This is a genomic window from Neisseria sp. P0001.S005 (genome assembly GCF_051963715.1).
The window spans coordinates 1-17092 of the sequence record NZ_JBQCTZ010000071.1; the positions used below are offsets into that span (position 1 = coordinate 1).

A 17092-nucleotide genomic window follows, 5' to 3' on the forward strand; every position below is an offset into this window, starting at 1 on the left:
GCTGCTTTTTTGAAGAGGTTGAAACACTCGTCCTGCAATTCATTCGCAATTTCAGCCATTTCAGGATCATCGGCACCGGCACGCATCAGGTTGAGCATATGCTGGGTGCTGGTCAAATGCAGGGCTTCGTCACGGGCAATCAGCTTGATGATTTTGGCGTTGCCTTCCATCAATTCGCGCTCGGCAAAGGCGAACGAGCAGGCGAATGAAACGTAGAAGCGGATGGCTTCCAATACATTGACGCACATCAGGCAGAGATAGAGTTTTTTCTTCAACTCGCGCAAAGACACGGTAACGAGCTTGCCGCCGACATTGTGCGAACCTTCGCCCAACAGATTGTAATACTGAGTGTATTCAATCAAATCATCGTAATAGCAGGCAATGTCTTCAGCACGGGCGATGATGTATTTATTTTGCACAATATCATCGAACACGACTGAAGGATCATTCACGATATTGCGGATGATATGGGTATAGCTGCGCGAGTGGATGGTTTCGCTGAAGCTCCACGTTTCAATCCACGTTTCCAGCTCGGGAATAGACACCAAAGGCAAGAACGCAACATTCGGGCTGCGGCCTTGGATCGAATCGAGCAGGGTTTGGTATTTCAGATTGCTGATGAAAATATGTTTTTCGTGTTCGGGCAGATTGGCGTAGTCAATACGGTCGCGCGACACGTCGATTTCTTCCGGACGCCAGAAGAAAGACAATTGTTTTTCGATCAGTTTTTCAAATACTTCGTATTTCTGCTGGTCATAACGGGCAACATTTACCGGCTGACCAAAAAACATCGGCTCTTTCAGCGCGTCGTTTTTGGTTTTGGAAAAGGTGCTGTAGGACATGGTCAGGTGTTCGCAGGACATAGCGGTTTTCTCTTTACTAGGAAAGGAATTTACATTTCAAAAAAGAATTTTATTACATAAATTAACAACATATATCCACAAATATTTTTCCTAATGACGTTAATTCACATATACCTTTTTTCAACTTTAACTTCTTTTCTATTAAGTAATTTTCGATATCTGAAGTAGAAATATTATTATCCAAAGCAATTTTATCTTTAGGATATTTTTCTAATAATTTTTGAACTTGCAATCGTCTATTCGTAACTAGATTATTTCTACTTAAATCCATAAACAAGTTAGTAGTGTAAAAATCTGCATATACTTTTTCATCTGTAAAATAATTATCCAGATCAATTTTTACCAAACCTAATTGAACTAAGCTATCTATAGACACAGCTATTTTCTCTATGTTCTGCTCTCCAAATACAAGACAGACAATTTCACTTAGAATATAGTTTCCATCTGTATTATTATCTTCAATATAATATACTCCAATAGCTATACTTTTTAACTCTTTCATTAATTGAAGTAATTTCGCATCATCGGACGACAAAGACTTAACTTTTTCAACAAAGCTATTATGGATTTTTCCATTATTCCTAGCATCGAAAGAGGCTGATACCAACTTCGCAAATATTTCTCTAAGCTCCTCTTCTTCAAGGTAATATTGAGATGCTTCGATGACAGGCCCCAAAATACTATATTTCGGTTCTTGAATTTCTTCTTGAGGAATTTTTTCTAAATTTTCATTAAGTCTATTACTAAAATCATCTAACTCTTTTTTCCTTTTCAGTTGCTGTTTTTCCAACCATAAATCACAAGAACCAAATACTTGCTTCCATACTAAATTTAATGTATGAGCCGGTGCTTCAGCTCCCTTTGTCAATAACGTTGTGACACCTGCTGTTAAAACAGTTACAACTGTTGTATCCATAATACTCATATCCAATTTTCTTAGAAATCTTCAACAATCTTTAACATGCTCAAATCTTACAAGCCCCACCAGCGCAGCCGTCATCTTGAATATCAGCCTGCGTATCGTCCGCTCCGTCGCGGGTGTTATGGTAGTACAGGGTTTTGACGCCGTATTTGTAGGCGGTCAGCAGGTCTTTCAGCATTTGTTTCATGGAAACTTTGCTGCCTTCAAATTTGTTCGGGTCGTAGGCGGTATTGGCGGAAATCGATTGATCGACGAATTTTTGCATTACGCCGACGAGTTTCAGGTAGCCTTCGTTGCCGGGAAGCTGCCACAGGGTTTCGTAGGCATCTTTCAGGGTTTCAAATTCCGGTACGACTTGTTTCAAAATACCGTCTTTTGATGCTTTAACGCTGACCAGACCGCGTGGAGGCTCGATGCCGTTGGTGGCATTGGCAATTTGCGAGCTGGTTTCAGACGGCATGAGTGCGGTCAGGGTAGAGTTGCGCAGGCCGTATTTGACGATGTCGGCGCGCAGGCTTTCCCAGTCGTAGTGCAAAGGCTCGTTGCACACGGCGTCCAAGTCTTTTTTGTAGGTGTCGATGGGCAGTTTGCCTTGCGAATAAACGGTTTGGTTGAAGAGCGGACATGCGCCGTATTCTTTGGCAAGGTTTACCGATGCTTTGAGCAGGTAATACTGCATGGCTTCAAAGGTGCGGTGGGTCAGGCCAAGCGCAGAGTCGTCGCTGTAACGTACGCCGTTTTTCGCCAGATAGTAGGCGTAGTTGATGACGCCGATGCCGAGCGTGCGGCGGTTCATGGTTGCGGTGCGTGCTGCTGCAACCGGATAGTCTTGATAATCCAACAGGGCATCAAGTGCGCGTACGGTTAAATCGGCAAGCTCTTCCAGTTCGTCCAAGTTGTTCAATGCGCCCAAGTTGAAGGCGGACAGAGTACACAAGGCAATTTCTCCGTTCGGATCGTTGATGTTGTCCAAAGGTTTGGTCGGCAGGGCGATTTCCATGCATAAGTTGGACTGATGAACAGGCGCAACGCGCGGGTCAAACGGGCTGTGCGTGTTGCAGTGGTCAACGTTTTGGATGTAGATGCGACCGGTACCGGCGCGCTCCTGCATCAGGGTGGAGAACAATTCTGTTGCCGGCAAAGTACGTTTGCGGATGTTTGGATCTTGCTCGTATTGAGTGTAGAGGCGCTCGAATTCGTCTTGATCGGCGAAGAAGGCATCATACAAACCCGGAACTTCATTCGGCGAGAACAGGGTAATGTTGCCGCCTTTAATCAAACGGGTGTACAGCAGGCGGTTGATTTGTACGCCGTAGTCCAGTTGGCGGATACGGTTGTCTTCTACGCCGCGGTTGTTTTTCAATACCAACAGGCTTTCGGCTTCGATGTGCCACAATGGGTAGAACAAGGTTGCCGCGCCGCCGCGTACGCCGCCTTGCGAGCAGGATTTAACGGCCGCTTGGAACATTTTGAAGAATGGGATACAGCCGGTGTGTTGTGCTTCGCCGCCGCGGATTTCGCTGCCCAAGCCGCGGATACGGCCGGCGTTGATGCCGATGCCTGCACGCTGGGAAACGTATTTCACAATCGCGCTGGTGGTGGCGTTGATGGAGTCAAGACTGTCGTCGCATTCAATCAACACGCAGCTTGAGAATTGACGGGTAGGCGTACGCACGCCACTCATGATAGGTGTAGGCAGCGATACTTTGAATGTGGAAACGGCGTCATAAAAACGTTTGACGTAATCCAAACGGGTCTCTTTCGGATATTTGCTGAAGAGACACATGGCCACCAAAATATATAAGAACTGCGGCGTTTCATAAATTTGGCGGGTAACGCGGTTTTGAACCAGATATTTGCCTTCCAGCTGTTTTACGGCAGCATAAGAGAAGGTCATGTCGCGGCTGTGGTCGATATAGGCATTCAGCTCGTCGAATTCTTCGCGGCTGTAATCTGTGATGATGTGGCGGTCGTATTTGCCTGCTTCAGTCAGTTTTTTAACGTGATCGTAGAGGTGGGGCGGTTCGAATTCGCCATAAGCGATTTTGCGCAGATGGAAAATGGCGAGGCGGGCGGCCAGATATTGATAATCTGGCGTATCTTGTGAGATCAGGTCGGCCGCGGCCTTGATGATGGTCTCATGGATGTCGTCGGTACGGATACCGTTGTAAAACTGAATATGTGATTTGAGCTCGACTTGCGATACGGAGACGTTTTGTAAGCCTTCCGCCGCCCAAGTAACAACACGGTGGATTTTGTCTAAATTGATATCTTCCAAGCGTCCGTCGCGTTTGGTTACTTTAATATTCGTTGCTGCATTCATTGTTCAGTCTTCCCATTAAAAAACACAAGATACAGTATGTGATTGCTTTGAACGGCACAATATAATGTATTTTTCTTTGTTTAACTAGACTTGACAATGCGCTTTTTTCGGGGTGTGGATTAGGGGATGGGAGGCTTAAACTAGATTTTATGTGGCTTTGTGGCGATTTGGCATTATTTTGCGTTTGCATCACATTTGGCCAGACATTGGCTAGAGGCTTATGAAATAAAGAAATTTATATTCAGGTTTCGTCTAAATAGAAGGTGTGTTAAATTTTGCAAAGCAAGTAGTATGATGTAGTAATTAACCACATTTTTTGTCATGTAAAAAATGGGCGTTTTGCCGGTGCCCTGGCGAAACGTATAATGGAAAAACTATTTAGGAGGCGAATCATGTTAATGTTGAAAAATTTAGGTTCCGCACTGGTGGCAGTTGCTGTATTGAGCTTGGGTACTTATTCTGCCGAAGCAGCGGCTAAACCGCATGGCCATCATGTGAGCAAACACCAGCAGGCGAAGAAAAACAAATTGCATCCTGCTTGTAAGAGATACCTTGAGCGCCGTGCTGCTTGGTATCGCTATAAAGGCAACAAGGCCGAGTTGAGGGAAAACCGAAAAGCGGCAAAAGCGTTCCGCGGTTTGCCTTATGCCGAGCAAAAAATCCAATGCCAAGCTGCTTATCAGGCATTTGATGATTTTGATCACGGCAAATTCCGCCGCCGTTAATCGTCTGATTTAAACAAAGGCCGTCTGAATGTTTCAGACGGCCTTCGATATTTATTTCTCAACAATGATTTTGTTTTCGACTTGAGGCTCGTATTGGGTGGATTCATCACCGTAATACAATACGCCCAGCTTGATGGGGATGCGGCCTTGCGATTTGCGGTGGGCATTGGAGTCGCGCAGGGAGTAGGCGCAACCGCAATATTCTTGTTGGTAGAAATGCTCGCGCTTGCTGATTTCAATCATGCGTGCGCTGCCGCCGCCTTTGCGCCAGTTGAAATCCCAATAAACCAAGTCATCGTACGGCTCTGCAGCGCGATGGCCGCAGCCGTTGATCTGTTTCATGTCTTTCCAGCGTGAAATGCCCAGTGAGCTGGTGAAAACATGGAAGCCGTTTTCATGGGCGTATTGGGCCGCTTTTTCAAAACGCATATCGAAACACATGGTGCAGCGGATACCGCGTTCGGGTTCAAATTCCATGCCTTTGGCTTTGGCAAACCATTCTTTGCGGTCGTTTTCGTAGTCGTCGTCTTTATCGACAAAAGGGATGCCGAATTTGTCCGCAAAGCGCATATTTTCTTCTTTGCGCAACATATATTCTTTGTGCGGATGGATATTGGGGTTGTAAAAATAAATAGTGTAGTCGATGCCGCTGGCAAGCATGGCTTCCATCACTTCGCCGGAACATGGGGCGCAGCAGGAATGCAGCAGGACTTTTTTATGGCCGCCGGGTGGAACGAGGATGGGGCGGTCAATATCGGTAACGATAGGAGTGTTTAATTCGGTCATGGTTGGATTCTATTTATTGTTAAGTGTTTCAGACGGCCTTGGGTATCGGGGCCGTCTGAAATATAAGATGAAGCATATATTTTAACAGAGCTGCACTTTATGGAACAGTTTGCTACTGCTTTTCTTTTTCGTTCAATGGCTTGAATTCTTGCGCATCAGGAGGTGGGGCTGCGAAGATGATGTCTGGATTGGGGTGCGCCGCAAACTCTGCCAGCAGGTTGCGATAGTCCAGCGACTGTTTCATCAGCTCGGCGGCGGCGGTACGCAGATTGTCCACATCTTCCGGCGGCAGATAGAAACTGGTCGGAATATTCAATACCTTGTCCCTCAGCTGGGATGGCGGAAGGTCTTTGAGATTCAGGCTGACGAAAGAGAAATAGATGTCTTCGTTCTGCTTATCTTTGTTCCATTGGTCGACAAAAGCCCTGAAGCGGCGCAAAGATTCTTGCGAATGTTGGTCGATCGGAATATTCACGATGGCGGAAACGACATCTCGGAAACCGGGTACGGCAGCGCTTTTATCCAAATCGCTGCTGACTTCATTTTGGGCATTGACGTTGATGACGACAATATGGCGGATTTTGTTTTGTTTGATTTTATGCGTCAGGAGTTTTTCCGGATACATTTCCGTCATGTCCAAAAGGCTGCGCATGCCCAGATTGTCGGTCAAGCCGCCGTCGATAAGGTGGATATAGGGACGGTTTTTACTGTCGCTGTATTTTTGGAAACGCTCGAAAAATTCTTTTCGGGTTTGCAGCTGTCTTTTACCGGCTTCGCTGTCGGAGACAAGTTGCAGCGGCGGCGTGTATTGGCAATGACCGCCGTTGTTATTGAGCGTAATCGGTGCAAACACCATAGGCACGGAGCTTGACGCAGCAACGGCGCGGGCAAGTCGCAAGTCGCCCAAGTCGATACACATCGGGTCGAAATATTCCTGCGTGAAATTGAAACGCTCGCCTATGCCCATATCGGTGGCGGAAATGATTGCAAACGGGCCCTTGGCATTTTTTTCCAAATCGCGGAAAGTGGTTTTGCCGAAAAGGTAGTTTTCAAACTGCTCCTGCAACAGATCGCCGCGTCCATATTCAGGCGAGGCCAGTCGGGGCAGATTGGACATGGAGAATGCCTGTTTGACGACTTGGCGTTGGAAGTTTTGGTGTAGGAAACGTTTATAAAACAAAGGAATGGTTTCTTCGCCCTTGAGTGCAAAATAAGCTGCCAAAACCGAGCCGCCGGATACGCCGACCACCACATCGACATTCGACATCAAAGATTGTTTTTTGCCGCCGATGGTAATCTGTTGCTTATGAAGCTGCTCCAACACGCCATAACCTAAGGCTGACGCGCGCGTACCGCCGCCGGAGAACATCAATACAATAAGCGTATCGTCTTCGTTGTTGCGCTGAAGCTGGCTGGTTTCAAAGCGGTAGCCACGTTGCAGGTCGACCGTATCAATGCCAGCAAGAGGCTGATATTTCACCAGCGAGCAGGCGGATAATAGGGCTGCGGAGAGCAGGGAAAGGGTGGATTTAAAAGGGAATTTCGGCATAAACACAGGAAGGTCGGTTATTCATTCAAAACGGATTATAAAGGTTTTCAGACGGCCTTTATAGAAGGTAGACTTTCAGACGGCCTTTTTGCATCGATTTTCCGTTATAATCGACACAATCTTTATCTTTCCAAACCTTTATGGCGCAACCAAACCGCATCAACCACGAACCTATCTTTCTGCTTGCTTCCGCCCCGTGGCGCGAGAGCAGCTTGTGGGTGGAGGCTTTCAGCCGCCGTTATGGACGGGTGGCTTTGTTGGCAAGAAGTGCGCGTAAACGTCAGAGCGAATTGCGCGGCGTGTTGGTGCCGTTTGTGCCGGTGAGCGCGTCTTGGTATGGTTCGCAAGAGTTGAAGACCCTGCATCGCGCCGAATGGATAGGCGGGTGGCCTCAGCCGCAGGGCAGGGCTTTGTTCAGCGGATTGTATGTGAACGAGTTGATGCTGAAGTTGACCGTCCGCGAAGATCCGTTACCCGAGCTTTACGATGTTTTGGCGGAAACCATGAAAACCATTTGTTGCGAGGCCAACCATATTGCCGCTTTGCGCCGTTTTGAATGGTCGCTGCTGACACGTTTGGGCTTTGCCCCCGATTTGTTCCATGACGGCAACGACAATGAAATCAACGGCGAAGAAACTTATTGGCTTACACCGGAAGAGGCCGTGGTGCCCTTGGCAGAGGCCGACCGTTTCCATGCGCTCAATAAAGGCGTTGCCGTATTGGGCGCGACTTTAATCGATTTGAGGGAAGGCAGTTTCGTTCATCAGGAAAGTCTGGGGCAGGCTTTGAAAGTAACGCGGCTTTTGATTGACAACCTTCTGCCTGAGGGCATCAAGTCTCGGCAGGTTTTGCAGCAGTTGCAGCAGTTTGGCTTGGGCAGTTGAATTTTTTTCAGACGGCCTTTGATAGGTAATGACTCAGGCCGTCTGAAACCTTAATGAAAGGACATTATTATGTTGTTAGGCGTAAACATCGACCATATTGCCACCGTCCGCAATGCGCGCGGTACGATTTATCCCAGCCCTGTCGAAGCGGCGCTGATTGCGGAAACCCATGGCGCAGATTTAATTACCATGCACTTGCGTGAAGACCGCCGCCATATTAAAGATGCGGACGTGTTCGCCGTTAAAAACGCCATCCGCACGCGCCTGAATTTGGAAATGGCGCTGACGGAAGAAATGTTGGAAAACGCGCTCAACGTCATGCCTGAAGATGTGTGCCTCGTGCCTGAAAAACGTCAAGAAGTGACCACTGAAGGCGGTTTGGATGTATTGGCGCAACAGGATAAAGTGGCCAAATTCACCAAAATCCTGACCGACGCAGGCATCCGCGTGTCCTTGTTTATCGATGCCGACAACGCGCAAATCCAAGCCGCTTATGATGTCGGTGCCCCCGTTATTGAATTGCACACCGGCGCATATGCCGATGCGCACAGCCATGCCGAGCAAATGAAACAATTCGAGCGCATTCAAAACGGCGCGCATTACGCCAGCGATTTGGGTTTGGTCGTCAATGCCGGACACGGCCTGACCATTCACAATGTTACGCCGATTGCTCAAATCCTCGCCATCCGCGAGTTGAACATCGGCCATTCGCTGATTTCCCAAGCACTCTTCCTCGGCCTGCCAGAAGCAGTCCGCCAAATGAAGGAAGTCATGTTCAGAGCCAGAATGCTGCCTTAACGGCATCAGTATCAGCTATACCGGCTAAGTCGATTTGCTTTGGCCGGTATTCACACTTTCAGACGGCCTGACTATTTAAACAAGGAGCAGACCCATGATTTACGGAATCGGTACAGACATTGTTTCCCTCAAACGCATTATCCGCCTGAACAAAAAATTCGGACTGGCATTTGCGCAACGCATTCTCAGCCCGGAAGAGCTGTTGGAATTTCCGCAGGCAGGCAAACCGGTCAACTATCTTGCCAAACGCTTTGCTGCCAAAGAGGCTTTTGCCAAAGCCGTCGGTACGGGCATACGCGGCGTGGTGTCTTTCCGCAACATTGGTGTCGGACATGACGCATTGGGCAAACCTGAATTGTTTTTTGCACCGGCTTTGACTAAATGGCTGGAGGAACAGGGTATCCGAAGCTGCCATCTCAGTATGAGCGATGAAGAAGATACCGTCATGGCTTTTGTCATTGCGGAAAAATAAGGCAGGATTCAAGTATTCTGAAATAGAGCATCCTTTTCAGACGGCCTGAAGGGTTAGGTATTTGTTGAAGGTCGGGCGTATAGGCCCGACATCGTTTTTTTACGCATAAATCGGCAGGTGTCACTGCCTGCCGTATATAAGAATAATCTCATGATGACTGAAGACACACGTCCATTGGTACAAGTGGTTGCCGGGATTTTGCTCGACAAAAACGGCCGCTACCTGCTCAGTTCCCGCCCGGAGGGCAAGCCGTATGCCGGTTATTGGGAATTTGCCGGCGGCAAGGTTGAGGCAGGCGAAAGCGATTTTCAAGCTTTGCAACGCGAGTTTGAAGAAGAACTCGGCATCCGTATCCTTGCCGCTACGCCGTGGCTGACCAAAGTCCATTCCTACGAACACGCACATGTACGCCTGCATTTTTTATGGGTAGAAGCCGACCAATGGACAGGCGAAATCCAATCGAGGGAAGGGCAAAAATGGGCATGGCAAAAGGCAGGGGATTTTACCGTTGCGCCGATGTTGCCTGCCAATAGCGCATTATTACGTTCCCTCTCTATTCCGCGCCAGCTTCAAGGCCGTCTGAACAGCGGCTTGAGCGGTCAAAACAGCATGGGCGAATATCATGTTGCGCCATATGGATTGGCTCATCAAACCGCCTCTGCCGTATTGCTGGATTTTGCCGATTGGCAACAAGGCAAGCCGATAGAAGCGCCCAGCGTGTGGCCAATCATTGAAAATGCCGAACAATGGCAGCAGGTGCAAAATGCCGATGCTGTCGTATGGAAAGTAGCGAATGAAGCGGCAGCCAAGCAAGTTGTCGATATTTTGGCGCAAGGCGTGGCTATGCCGCTGATTGCGGCTGCTCCGGAAAGCATGGTTTCCATTTATCGCGAACAGTGGCAGAGCATGGGTGTGCATGCCGTTTTGACCGATAATGACATTGAGGCCGTCTGAAATGAGTAAAAATCAAAAACTACTGATTGCCGCTGTTTTACTGATTGTGTTTGCGGCGGCCAAACTGCTGCTTTTGGATTGGTGGCAACGGCAACAGACAAAAGCGAATGTAGTCGAATGTAGTCTGACACAAGGCTGCGTCCTGCCTGACGGTTCAAAAGTGCGTGCAACCTCCATCAATACACACGAGCCTTTCGATATTGTAGTGGAAAATGTGCCGAAGAATACGGGCGCGGTCAGTATCAGTTTCAGTATGAAAAACATGGACATGGGCTTCAACCGCTACAACCTGACGCAACAATCGCCGCAAAGTTGGCAGGCTGCGCAAATCCGTTTGCCGTTTTGCGTCGAAGGCCGCCATGATTACACTGCCGACATTACTATTGGCAAACAGACTTTTCAGACGGCATTTAGTGCAGAGTAGTCATCATGCAAAGGCCGTCTGAAAATTTAAAGGCAAAAATTTTAATTTTTTCAGACAGCATGTTTAAAAGTTCCTTATAAATGAATCAATTATAAATTATTTTTAGATGGATTGTTTACAATTATTCTGACTATCAGTCAAAAGTACAAAACGGACAGAAGCTAGGCCACACAAGGGTTTAATGTGGTACAGCCTGTCCGTTTTTTGCATTTGTTGCAAAAAAATCGTTTATTAATAACTGAATTTTTTATAATTTTTTTGAAAAAAGTGTTTGACAAGACCGGTTTTATTTTTTAAATTTGTTTCCATAAATAAAAACTACATCGCACTACAAAGGAACATCATCATGAATCTGTATCAAACCACTCTCTCTTGTTATAGATTTTCTCCCATCTCTGCCATTCCCGTCGCCGCCAGTTTATTGGCAGTCCCGACGGTCTGAAGGCTCTCAACCCGAATCCAGTTTCCGCATTCCTACAAACGCTTTGGATTTTAAAATATCTGTATCCCCAACAGCATTCATATACTGATTAATAAAAATTAAAAAACGAATACCTCCGCTTCAGCCTTATTGTATTTATTGTTTTTGATAACTATTTGTATTTATTGATTTTAAATTTTCAGATGGTTGATGATTGAAATTTTACAGGCCGTCTGAAAACAGTTTTTAGAACGATTGTTTCTTTTTAAACGGTTTGTTTCAAGTTGTGAAAAAACCGAGCCGTCCGATTAATACTGAAAAAAAGTCTATAAAGGAGAAATATGATGAGTCAACACTCTGCCGGAGCGCGTTTCCGTCAAGCCGTGAAAGAATCGAATCCTCTTGCCGTCGTCGGTTGCGTCAATGCTTACTTTGCACGATTGGCCACCCAAAGCGGTTTCAAAGCAATCTATCTGTCTGGCGGCGGCGTGGCAGCCTGCTCTTGCGGTATCCCTGATTTGGGCATCACCACAATGGAAGATGTGCTGATCGACGCGCGACGCATTACGGACAACGTAGATACGCCTTTGCTGGTGGACATCGATGTGGGTTGGGGCGGTGCATTCAATATTGCCCGCACTATTCGCAACTTTGAACGCGCTGGTGTTGCAGCGGTTCACATCGAAGATCAGGTAGCGCAAAAACGCTGCGGCCACCGTCCGAACAAAGCCATCGTTTCTAAAGATGAAATGGTCGACCGTATCAAAGCTGCCGTAGATGCCCGCGTTGATGAGAACTTTGTGATTATGGCGCGTACCGATGCGCTGGCGGTAGAAGGTTTGGATGCCGCTATCGAACGCGCTCAGGCTTGTGTCGAAGCCGGTGCAGACATGATTTTCCCTGAAGCCATGACCGATTTGAAAATGTACCGTCAATTTGCAGATGCAGTGAAAGTACCGGTATTGGCCAACATTACCGAGTTTGGCTCCACTCCGCTTTATACCCAAAGCGAGCTGGCTGAAAACGGCGTGTCGCTGGTGCTGTATCCGCTGTCATCGTTCCGCGCAGCAAGCAAAGCCGCTCTGAATGTTTATGAAGCGATTATGCGCGATGGCACTCAGGCCGCAGTGGTTGACACTATGCAAACCCGTGCCGAGCTGTACGAGCATCTGAACTATCATGCCTTCGAGCAAAAACTGGATAAATTGTTTCAAAAATAAGTAACCGCTTTCAGACGGCCTTTCAACAAATCCGCATCGGCCGTCTGAAAAATAAAACCCATAAAAATACAAAGGAGAAATACCATGACTGAAACTACTCAAACCCCGACTTTCAAACCTAAAAAATCCGTTGCGCTTTCTGGCGTTGCGGCCGGTAATACTGAATTGTGTACTGTTGGCCGTACCGGTAACGATTTGAGCTATCGCGGTTACGACATCTTGGATTTGGCACAAAAATGCGAGTTTGAAGAAGTCGCCCACCTGCTGATTCACGGCCATCTGCCCAATAAATTCGAGCTGGCTGCTTATAAAACCAAACTCAAATCCATGCGCGGCCTGCCTATCCGTGTGATCAAAGTTTTGGAAAGCCTGCCTGCACATACCCATCCGATGGACGTGATGCGTACCGGCGTATCTATGCTGGGCTGCGTTCATCCTGAACGTGAAAGCCATCCGGAAAGTGAAGCGCGCGACATCGCCGACAAACTGATCGCCAGCCTCGGCAGCATCCTGCTGTACTGGTATCAATATTCGCACAACGGCAAACGCATTGAAGTTGAAAGCGACGAAGAGACCATCGGCGGTCATTTCCTGCACTTGTTGCACGGCAAACGCCCAAGCGAATCACACATCAAAGCCATGCACGTTTCACTGATTCTGTATGCCGAACACGAGTTCAACGCTTCTACCTTCACTGCCCGCGTGATTGCCGGTACAGGCTCTGATATGTACTCCTGCATCACCGGCGCCATCGGCGCGTTGAAAGGTCCGAAACACGGCGGCGCGAACGAAGTGGCTTACGATATTCAAAAACGCTACCGCAATGCCGACGAAGCCGAAGCAGACATCCGCGAACGCATCGGCCGCAAAGAAATCGTGATCGGTTTCGGTCATCCGGTGTATACCATTTCTGACCCTCGCAACGTTGTCATTAAAGAAGTGGCACGCGGTTTGAGCAAAGAAACCGGCGATATGCGCCTCTTTGACATTGCCGAACGCTTGGAGAGCGTGATGTGGGAAGAGAAAAAAATGTTCCCGAATCTGGACTGGTTCTCCGCCGTTTCCTACCAAAAATTGGGCGTACCGACCGCTATGTTCACACCGCTGTTCGTGATTTCCCGTACAACCGGTTGGAGCGCACACGTTCTCGAGCAACGCAAAGACGGCAAAATCATCCGTCCGAGCGCAAACTACACAGGCCCTGAAGATTTGGCATTCGTGGAGATTGAAAACCGCTAATACGCGTAACAGCAGGGTGGGCCGCCAGCCCGCCCCATCTCGAAATGCCGTTTGAAAACAATGAATAAATGATGTTTTCGTTTTTCGACGGCCTAGTGCAGTATGCGAGAGAGAGAGCCGGCCGTTTGGAAAACATGCTGCTCTGCTGTCGTCATTCCCATACAGGCAGAAATTCAAAAGTTGAAATGTTCTGCTGTAAAGAGTGCTGAAAGATTTAAGTTTGGATTTCCGTCTATACGGGAATGATGGTAGCGGAGCAGCAATTTTTTTCATACCGCGAATAGATTTCAGACAACAAGCAATAAAACAGAATTTATGGTTTCAGACGGCCTTAAGGTCCGAATCAACAGGCCGTCTGAAACCCCAAAACCAAAAAAAGAATAGATTTTAGGAGAACCGACATGACTGCCAACCAACGCTACCGCAAAGCTTTGCCCGGTACGGATTTGGAATATTACGACGCGCGTCAGGCGTGTGAAGACATCAAATCAGGCTCTTACGACAAGCTGCCTTATACAAGCCGTATCTTGGCTGAGAACTTGGTCAATCGCGCAGACAAAGTCGACCTGCCTACGCTGCAAAGCTGGTTGGGGCAGCTGATTGAGGGAAAACAGGAAATCGACTTCCCTTGGTATCCGGCGCGCGTGGTGTGTCACGATATTCTGGGTCAGACAGCGTTGGTGGATTTGGCAGGCCTGCGCGATGCGATTGCCGAAAAAGGCGGCGATCCTTCCAAAGTGAATCCTGTGGTGCAAACCCAGCTCATCGTCGACCACTCTCTGGCCGTTGAATGCGGCGGTTACGATCCCGATGCCTTCCGCAAAAATCGCGAAATCGAAGACAGACGTAACGAAGACCGTTTCCACTTCATCAACTGGACAAAAACTGCATTTGAAAATGTGGACGTGATTCCTGCGGGCAACGGCATTATGCACCAAATCAACTTGGAAAAAATGTCTCCGGTTGTCCAAGTCAAAAACGGTGTGGCATTCCCTGACACCTGCGTCGGTACAGACTCACATACGCCGCACGTCGATTCACTGGGCGTAATTTCCGTAGGCGTGGGCGGTTTGGAAGCCGAAACCGTGATGTTGGGCCGCGCATCCATGATGCGTCTGCCCGATATTGTCGGCGTTGAGCTGACCGGCAAACGCCAGCCGGGCATTACTGCCACCGACATCGTGTTGGCACTGACCGAATTCTTGCGTAAAGAGCGCGTGGTTGGCGCATTTGTCGAATTCTTCGGCGAGGGTGCAAGAAGCCTGTCCATCGGCGACCGTGCCACCATTTCCAATATGACCCCTGAGTTCGGTGCGACTGCCGCGATGTTCGCTATTGATGAGCAAACCATTGATTATTTGAAACTGACCGGTCGCGACGACGCGCAAGTGAAATTGGTGGAAACCTACGCCAAAACCGCAGGCTTGTGGGCAGATGCCTTGAAAACCGCCGTTTATCCTCGCGTATTGAAATTTGATTTGAGCAGCGTAACGCGCAATATGGCAGGCCCAAGTAACCCGCATGCCCGTTTTGCGACCGCCGATTTGGCCAGCAAAGGCTTGGCTAAACCTTATGAAGAGCCTTCAGACGGCCAAATGCCTGACGGTGCAGTGATTATTGCCGCGATTACTTCATGTACCAATACTTCCAATCCGCGCAACGTTGTTGCCGCCGCGCTGTTGGCACGCAATGCCAACCGCCTCGGCTTGCAACGCAAACCTTGGGTGAAATCTTCGTTTGCCCCGGGTTCAAAAGTAGCCGAAATCTATTTGAAAGAAGCAGGCCTACTGCCTGAAATGGAAAAACTCGGCTTCGGTATCGTTGCCTTCGCATGTACCACCTGTAACGGCATGAGCGGCGCGCTGGATCCGAAAATCCAAAAAGAAATCATCGACCGCGATTTGTACGCTACCGCCGTATTGTCAGGCAACCGCAACTTCGACGGCCGCATCCATCCGTATGCGAAACAGGCTTTCCTCGCTTCGCCTCCGTTGGTCGTTGCCTACGCGCTGGCAGGCAGCATCCGTTTTGATATTGAAAACGATGTACTCGGCGTTGCGGACGGCCGCGAAATCCGCCTGAAAGATATCTGGCCGACCGATGAAGAAATCGATGCCATCGTTGCCGAATATGTGAAACCTCAACAATTCCGCGACGTTTATATCCCGATGTTTGACACCGGCACAGCACAAAAAGCACCAAGCCCGCTGTACGACTGGCGTCCAATGTCCACCTATATCCGCCGCCCACCTTACTGGGAAGGCGCACTGGCAGGGGAACGCACATTGAGCGGTATGCGTCCGCTGGCGATTTTGCCCGACAACATCACCACCGACCACCTCTCGCCATCCAATGCGATTTTGGCCAGCAGTGCCGCAGGCGAATATTTGGCGAAAATGGGTTTGCCTGAAGAAGACTTCAACTCTTACGCAACCCACCGCGGCGACCACTTGACCGCCCAACGCGCAACCTTCGCCAATCCGAAACTGTTTAACGAAATGGTAAGAAACGAAGATGGCAGCGTACGCCAAGGTTCGCTGGCACGCGTTGAACCCGAAGGCCAAACCATGCGTATGTGGGAAGCCATCGAAACCTATATGAACCGCAAACAGCCGCTCATCATCATTGCCGGCGCGGACTACGGTCAAGGCTCAAGCCGCGACTGGGCTGCAAAAGGCGTACGCCTCGCCGGTGTGGAAGCGATTGTTGCCGAAGGCTTCGAGCGTATTCACCGCACCAACTTGATCGGTATGGGTGTGTTGCCGTTGCAGTTCAAACCGGGTACCAACCGCCACACCCTGCAACTGGACGGTACGGAAACCTACGACGTTGTTGGCGAACGCACACCGCGCTGCGACCTGACCCTTGTGATTCACCGTAAAAACGGAGAAACCGTCGAAGTTCCAGTTACCTGCCGCCTCGATACTGCAGAAGAAGTATTGGTATATGAAGCCGGTGGCGTGTTGCAACGTTTCGCTCAAGACTTCTTAGAAGGAAATGCAGCGTAAGGTAAATCGGGTATCGTCAAAATACCCGGGCTACGCTCAAAAAGGTTTTCAGACGGCCTTGAATATTTGAGAGGCCGTCTGAAAAAACCATACTAGAAATACAAAGGAGAACTCGAAATGCCGCAAATTAAAATTCCAGCCGTTTACTACCGCGGTGGTACATCTAAAGGCATTTTCTTCAAACGCACCGATCTGCCGGCCGCTGCGCAGGAAGCAGGCGAGGCACGCGACAAAATCCTCTTACGCGTACTCGGCAGCCCCGACCCTTACGGCAAACAGATTGACGGTTTGGGCAACGCCAGTTCGTCCACCAGCAAAGCTGTGATTTTGGATAAATCCGAACGCGCCGATCACGATGTCGATTATTTGTTCGGACAAGTTTCCATCGACAAACCTTTTGTCGATTGGAGCGGCAACTGCGGTAATTTGACCGCCGCCGTGGGCGCATTTGCCATCGAGCAAGGCTTGGTCGATAAATCCAAAATCCCTTCAGACGGCCTGTGT

Annotated in this window: 15 protein-coding genes; 10 read left to right on the forward strand and 5 right to left on the reverse strand. The window is 48.7% G+C overall.

Annotated elements, in window-relative coordinates; all coding sequences use genetic code 11:
- The 3 genes from nrdB to nrdA all read right to left on the reverse strand — a co-directional run.
- On the reverse strand, window positions 1–842 hold an 842-nt coding region (gene nrdB / locus ACTHSP_RS10240), incomplete at its 3' end, for a class Ia ribonucleoside-diphosphate reductase subunit beta (RefSeq protein WP_440346061.1).
- A gap of 82 nt (window positions 843–924) precedes the next feature.
- Window positions 925–1788 carry a DUF4393 domain-containing protein gene (locus tag ACTHSP_RS10245; RefSeq protein ID WP_440346057.1) on the reverse strand — a complete coding sequence of 288 codons (864 nt, stop codon included), beginning with the start codon at window positions 1786–1788 and terminating at the stop codon, window positions 925–927.
- Window positions 1789–1828: 40 nt separating this feature from the next.
- Window positions 1829–4108 carry a class 1a ribonucleoside-diphosphate reductase subunit alpha gene (nrdA, locus tag ACTHSP_RS10250; protein ID WP_440346058.1) on the reverse strand — a complete coding sequence of 760 codons (2280 nt, stop codon included), beginning with the start codon at window positions 4106–4108 and terminating at the stop codon, window positions 1829–1831.
- A 392-nt stretch (window positions 4109–4500) separates the two neighbouring features.
- On the opposite strand from nrdA, the gene ACTHSP_RS10255 reads away from it, so the two are divergent.
- A complete protein-coding gene (locus tag ACTHSP_RS10255; protein WP_314512572.1) occupies window positions 4501–4833 on the forward strand; it encodes a stress response protein in 333 nt (110 codons plus the stop codon).
- Between the two features lie 51 nt (window positions 4834–4884).
- On the opposite strand, the gene ACTHSP_RS10260 is transcribed toward ACTHSP_RS10255, so the two are convergent.
- Together ACTHSP_RS10260 and ACTHSP_RS10265 are read right to left on the reverse strand one after the other, a co-directional pair.
- Window positions 4885–5619 (reverse strand): epoxyqueuosine reductase QueH, encoded by a 735-nt coding sequence (locus ACTHSP_RS10260; protein WP_314512574.1) that lies wholly within the window; start codon window positions 5617–5619, stop codon window positions 4885–4887.
- Window positions 5620–5731: 112 nt separating this feature from the next.
- Window positions 5732–7168 (reverse strand): patatin-like phospholipase family protein, encoded by a 1437-nt coding sequence (locus ACTHSP_RS10265; protein WP_314512577.1) that lies wholly within the window; start codon window positions 7166–7168, stop codon window positions 5732–5734.
- 140 nt (window positions 7169–7308) lie between these two features.
- Here ACTHSP_RS10265 and recO point away from each other — a divergent pair, with 140 nt between their 5' ends.
- The 9 genes from recO to ACTHSP_RS10310 form a co-directional block, all read left to right on the forward strand.
- Entirely contained in the window at window positions 7309–8052 is a 744-nt protein-coding gene (gene recO, locus ACTHSP_RS10270) for a DNA repair protein RecO (RefSeq protein ID WP_070461909.1), read from the forward strand.
- Window positions 8053–8121: 69 nt separating this feature from the next.
- Window positions 8122–8850: a pyridoxine 5'-phosphate synthase gene (gene pdxJ / locus ACTHSP_RS10275; protein WP_070461911.1), complete on the forward strand. Its 729-nt coding sequence runs from the start codon at window positions 8122–8124 to the stop codon at window positions 8848–8850.
- Window positions 8851–8944: 94 nt separating this feature from the next.
- Entirely contained in the window at window positions 8945–9322 is a 378-nt protein-coding gene (gene acpS, locus ACTHSP_RS10280) for a holo-ACP synthase (RefSeq protein ID WP_003686416.1), read from the forward strand.
- Between the two features lie 153 nt (window positions 9323–9475).
- Window positions 9476–10276: an NUDIX domain-containing protein gene (locus ACTHSP_RS10285; RefSeq protein ID WP_234395608.1), complete on the forward strand. Its 801-nt coding sequence runs from the start codon at window positions 9476–9478 to the stop codon at window positions 10274–10276.
- Between the two features lies 1 nt (window position 10277).
- Window positions 10278–10700, forward strand: a complete 423-nt coding sequence (locus tag ACTHSP_RS10290) for a hypothetical protein (protein WP_107697316.1) — start codon at window positions 10278–10280, stop codon at window positions 10698–10700.
- A gap of 765 nt (window positions 10701–11465) precedes the next feature.
- Window positions 11466–12341: a methylisocitrate lyase gene (gene prpB, locus ACTHSP_RS10295; protein ID WP_002233567.1), complete on the forward strand. Its 876-nt coding sequence runs from the start codon at window positions 11466–11468 to the stop codon at window positions 12339–12341.
- Window positions 12342–12425: 84 nt separating this feature from the next.
- Window positions 12426–13580, forward strand: a complete 1155-nt coding sequence (gene prpC / locus ACTHSP_RS10300; RefSeq protein WP_070583901.1) for a bifunctional 2-methylcitrate synthase/citrate synthase — start codon at window positions 12426–12428, stop codon at window positions 13578–13580.
- 401 nt (window positions 13581–13981) lie between these two features.
- Window positions 13982–16588, forward strand: a complete 2607-nt coding sequence (acnD, locus tag ACTHSP_RS10305; RefSeq protein ID WP_440346059.1) for a Fe/S-dependent 2-methylisocitrate dehydratase AcnD — start codon at window positions 13982–13984, stop codon at window positions 16586–16588.
- Window positions 16589–16705: 117 nt separating this feature from the next.
- A partial coding sequence (locus ACTHSP_RS10310; RefSeq protein WP_440346060.1) for a PrpF domain-containing protein occupies window positions 16706–17092 on the forward strand: 387 nt, incomplete at its 3' end.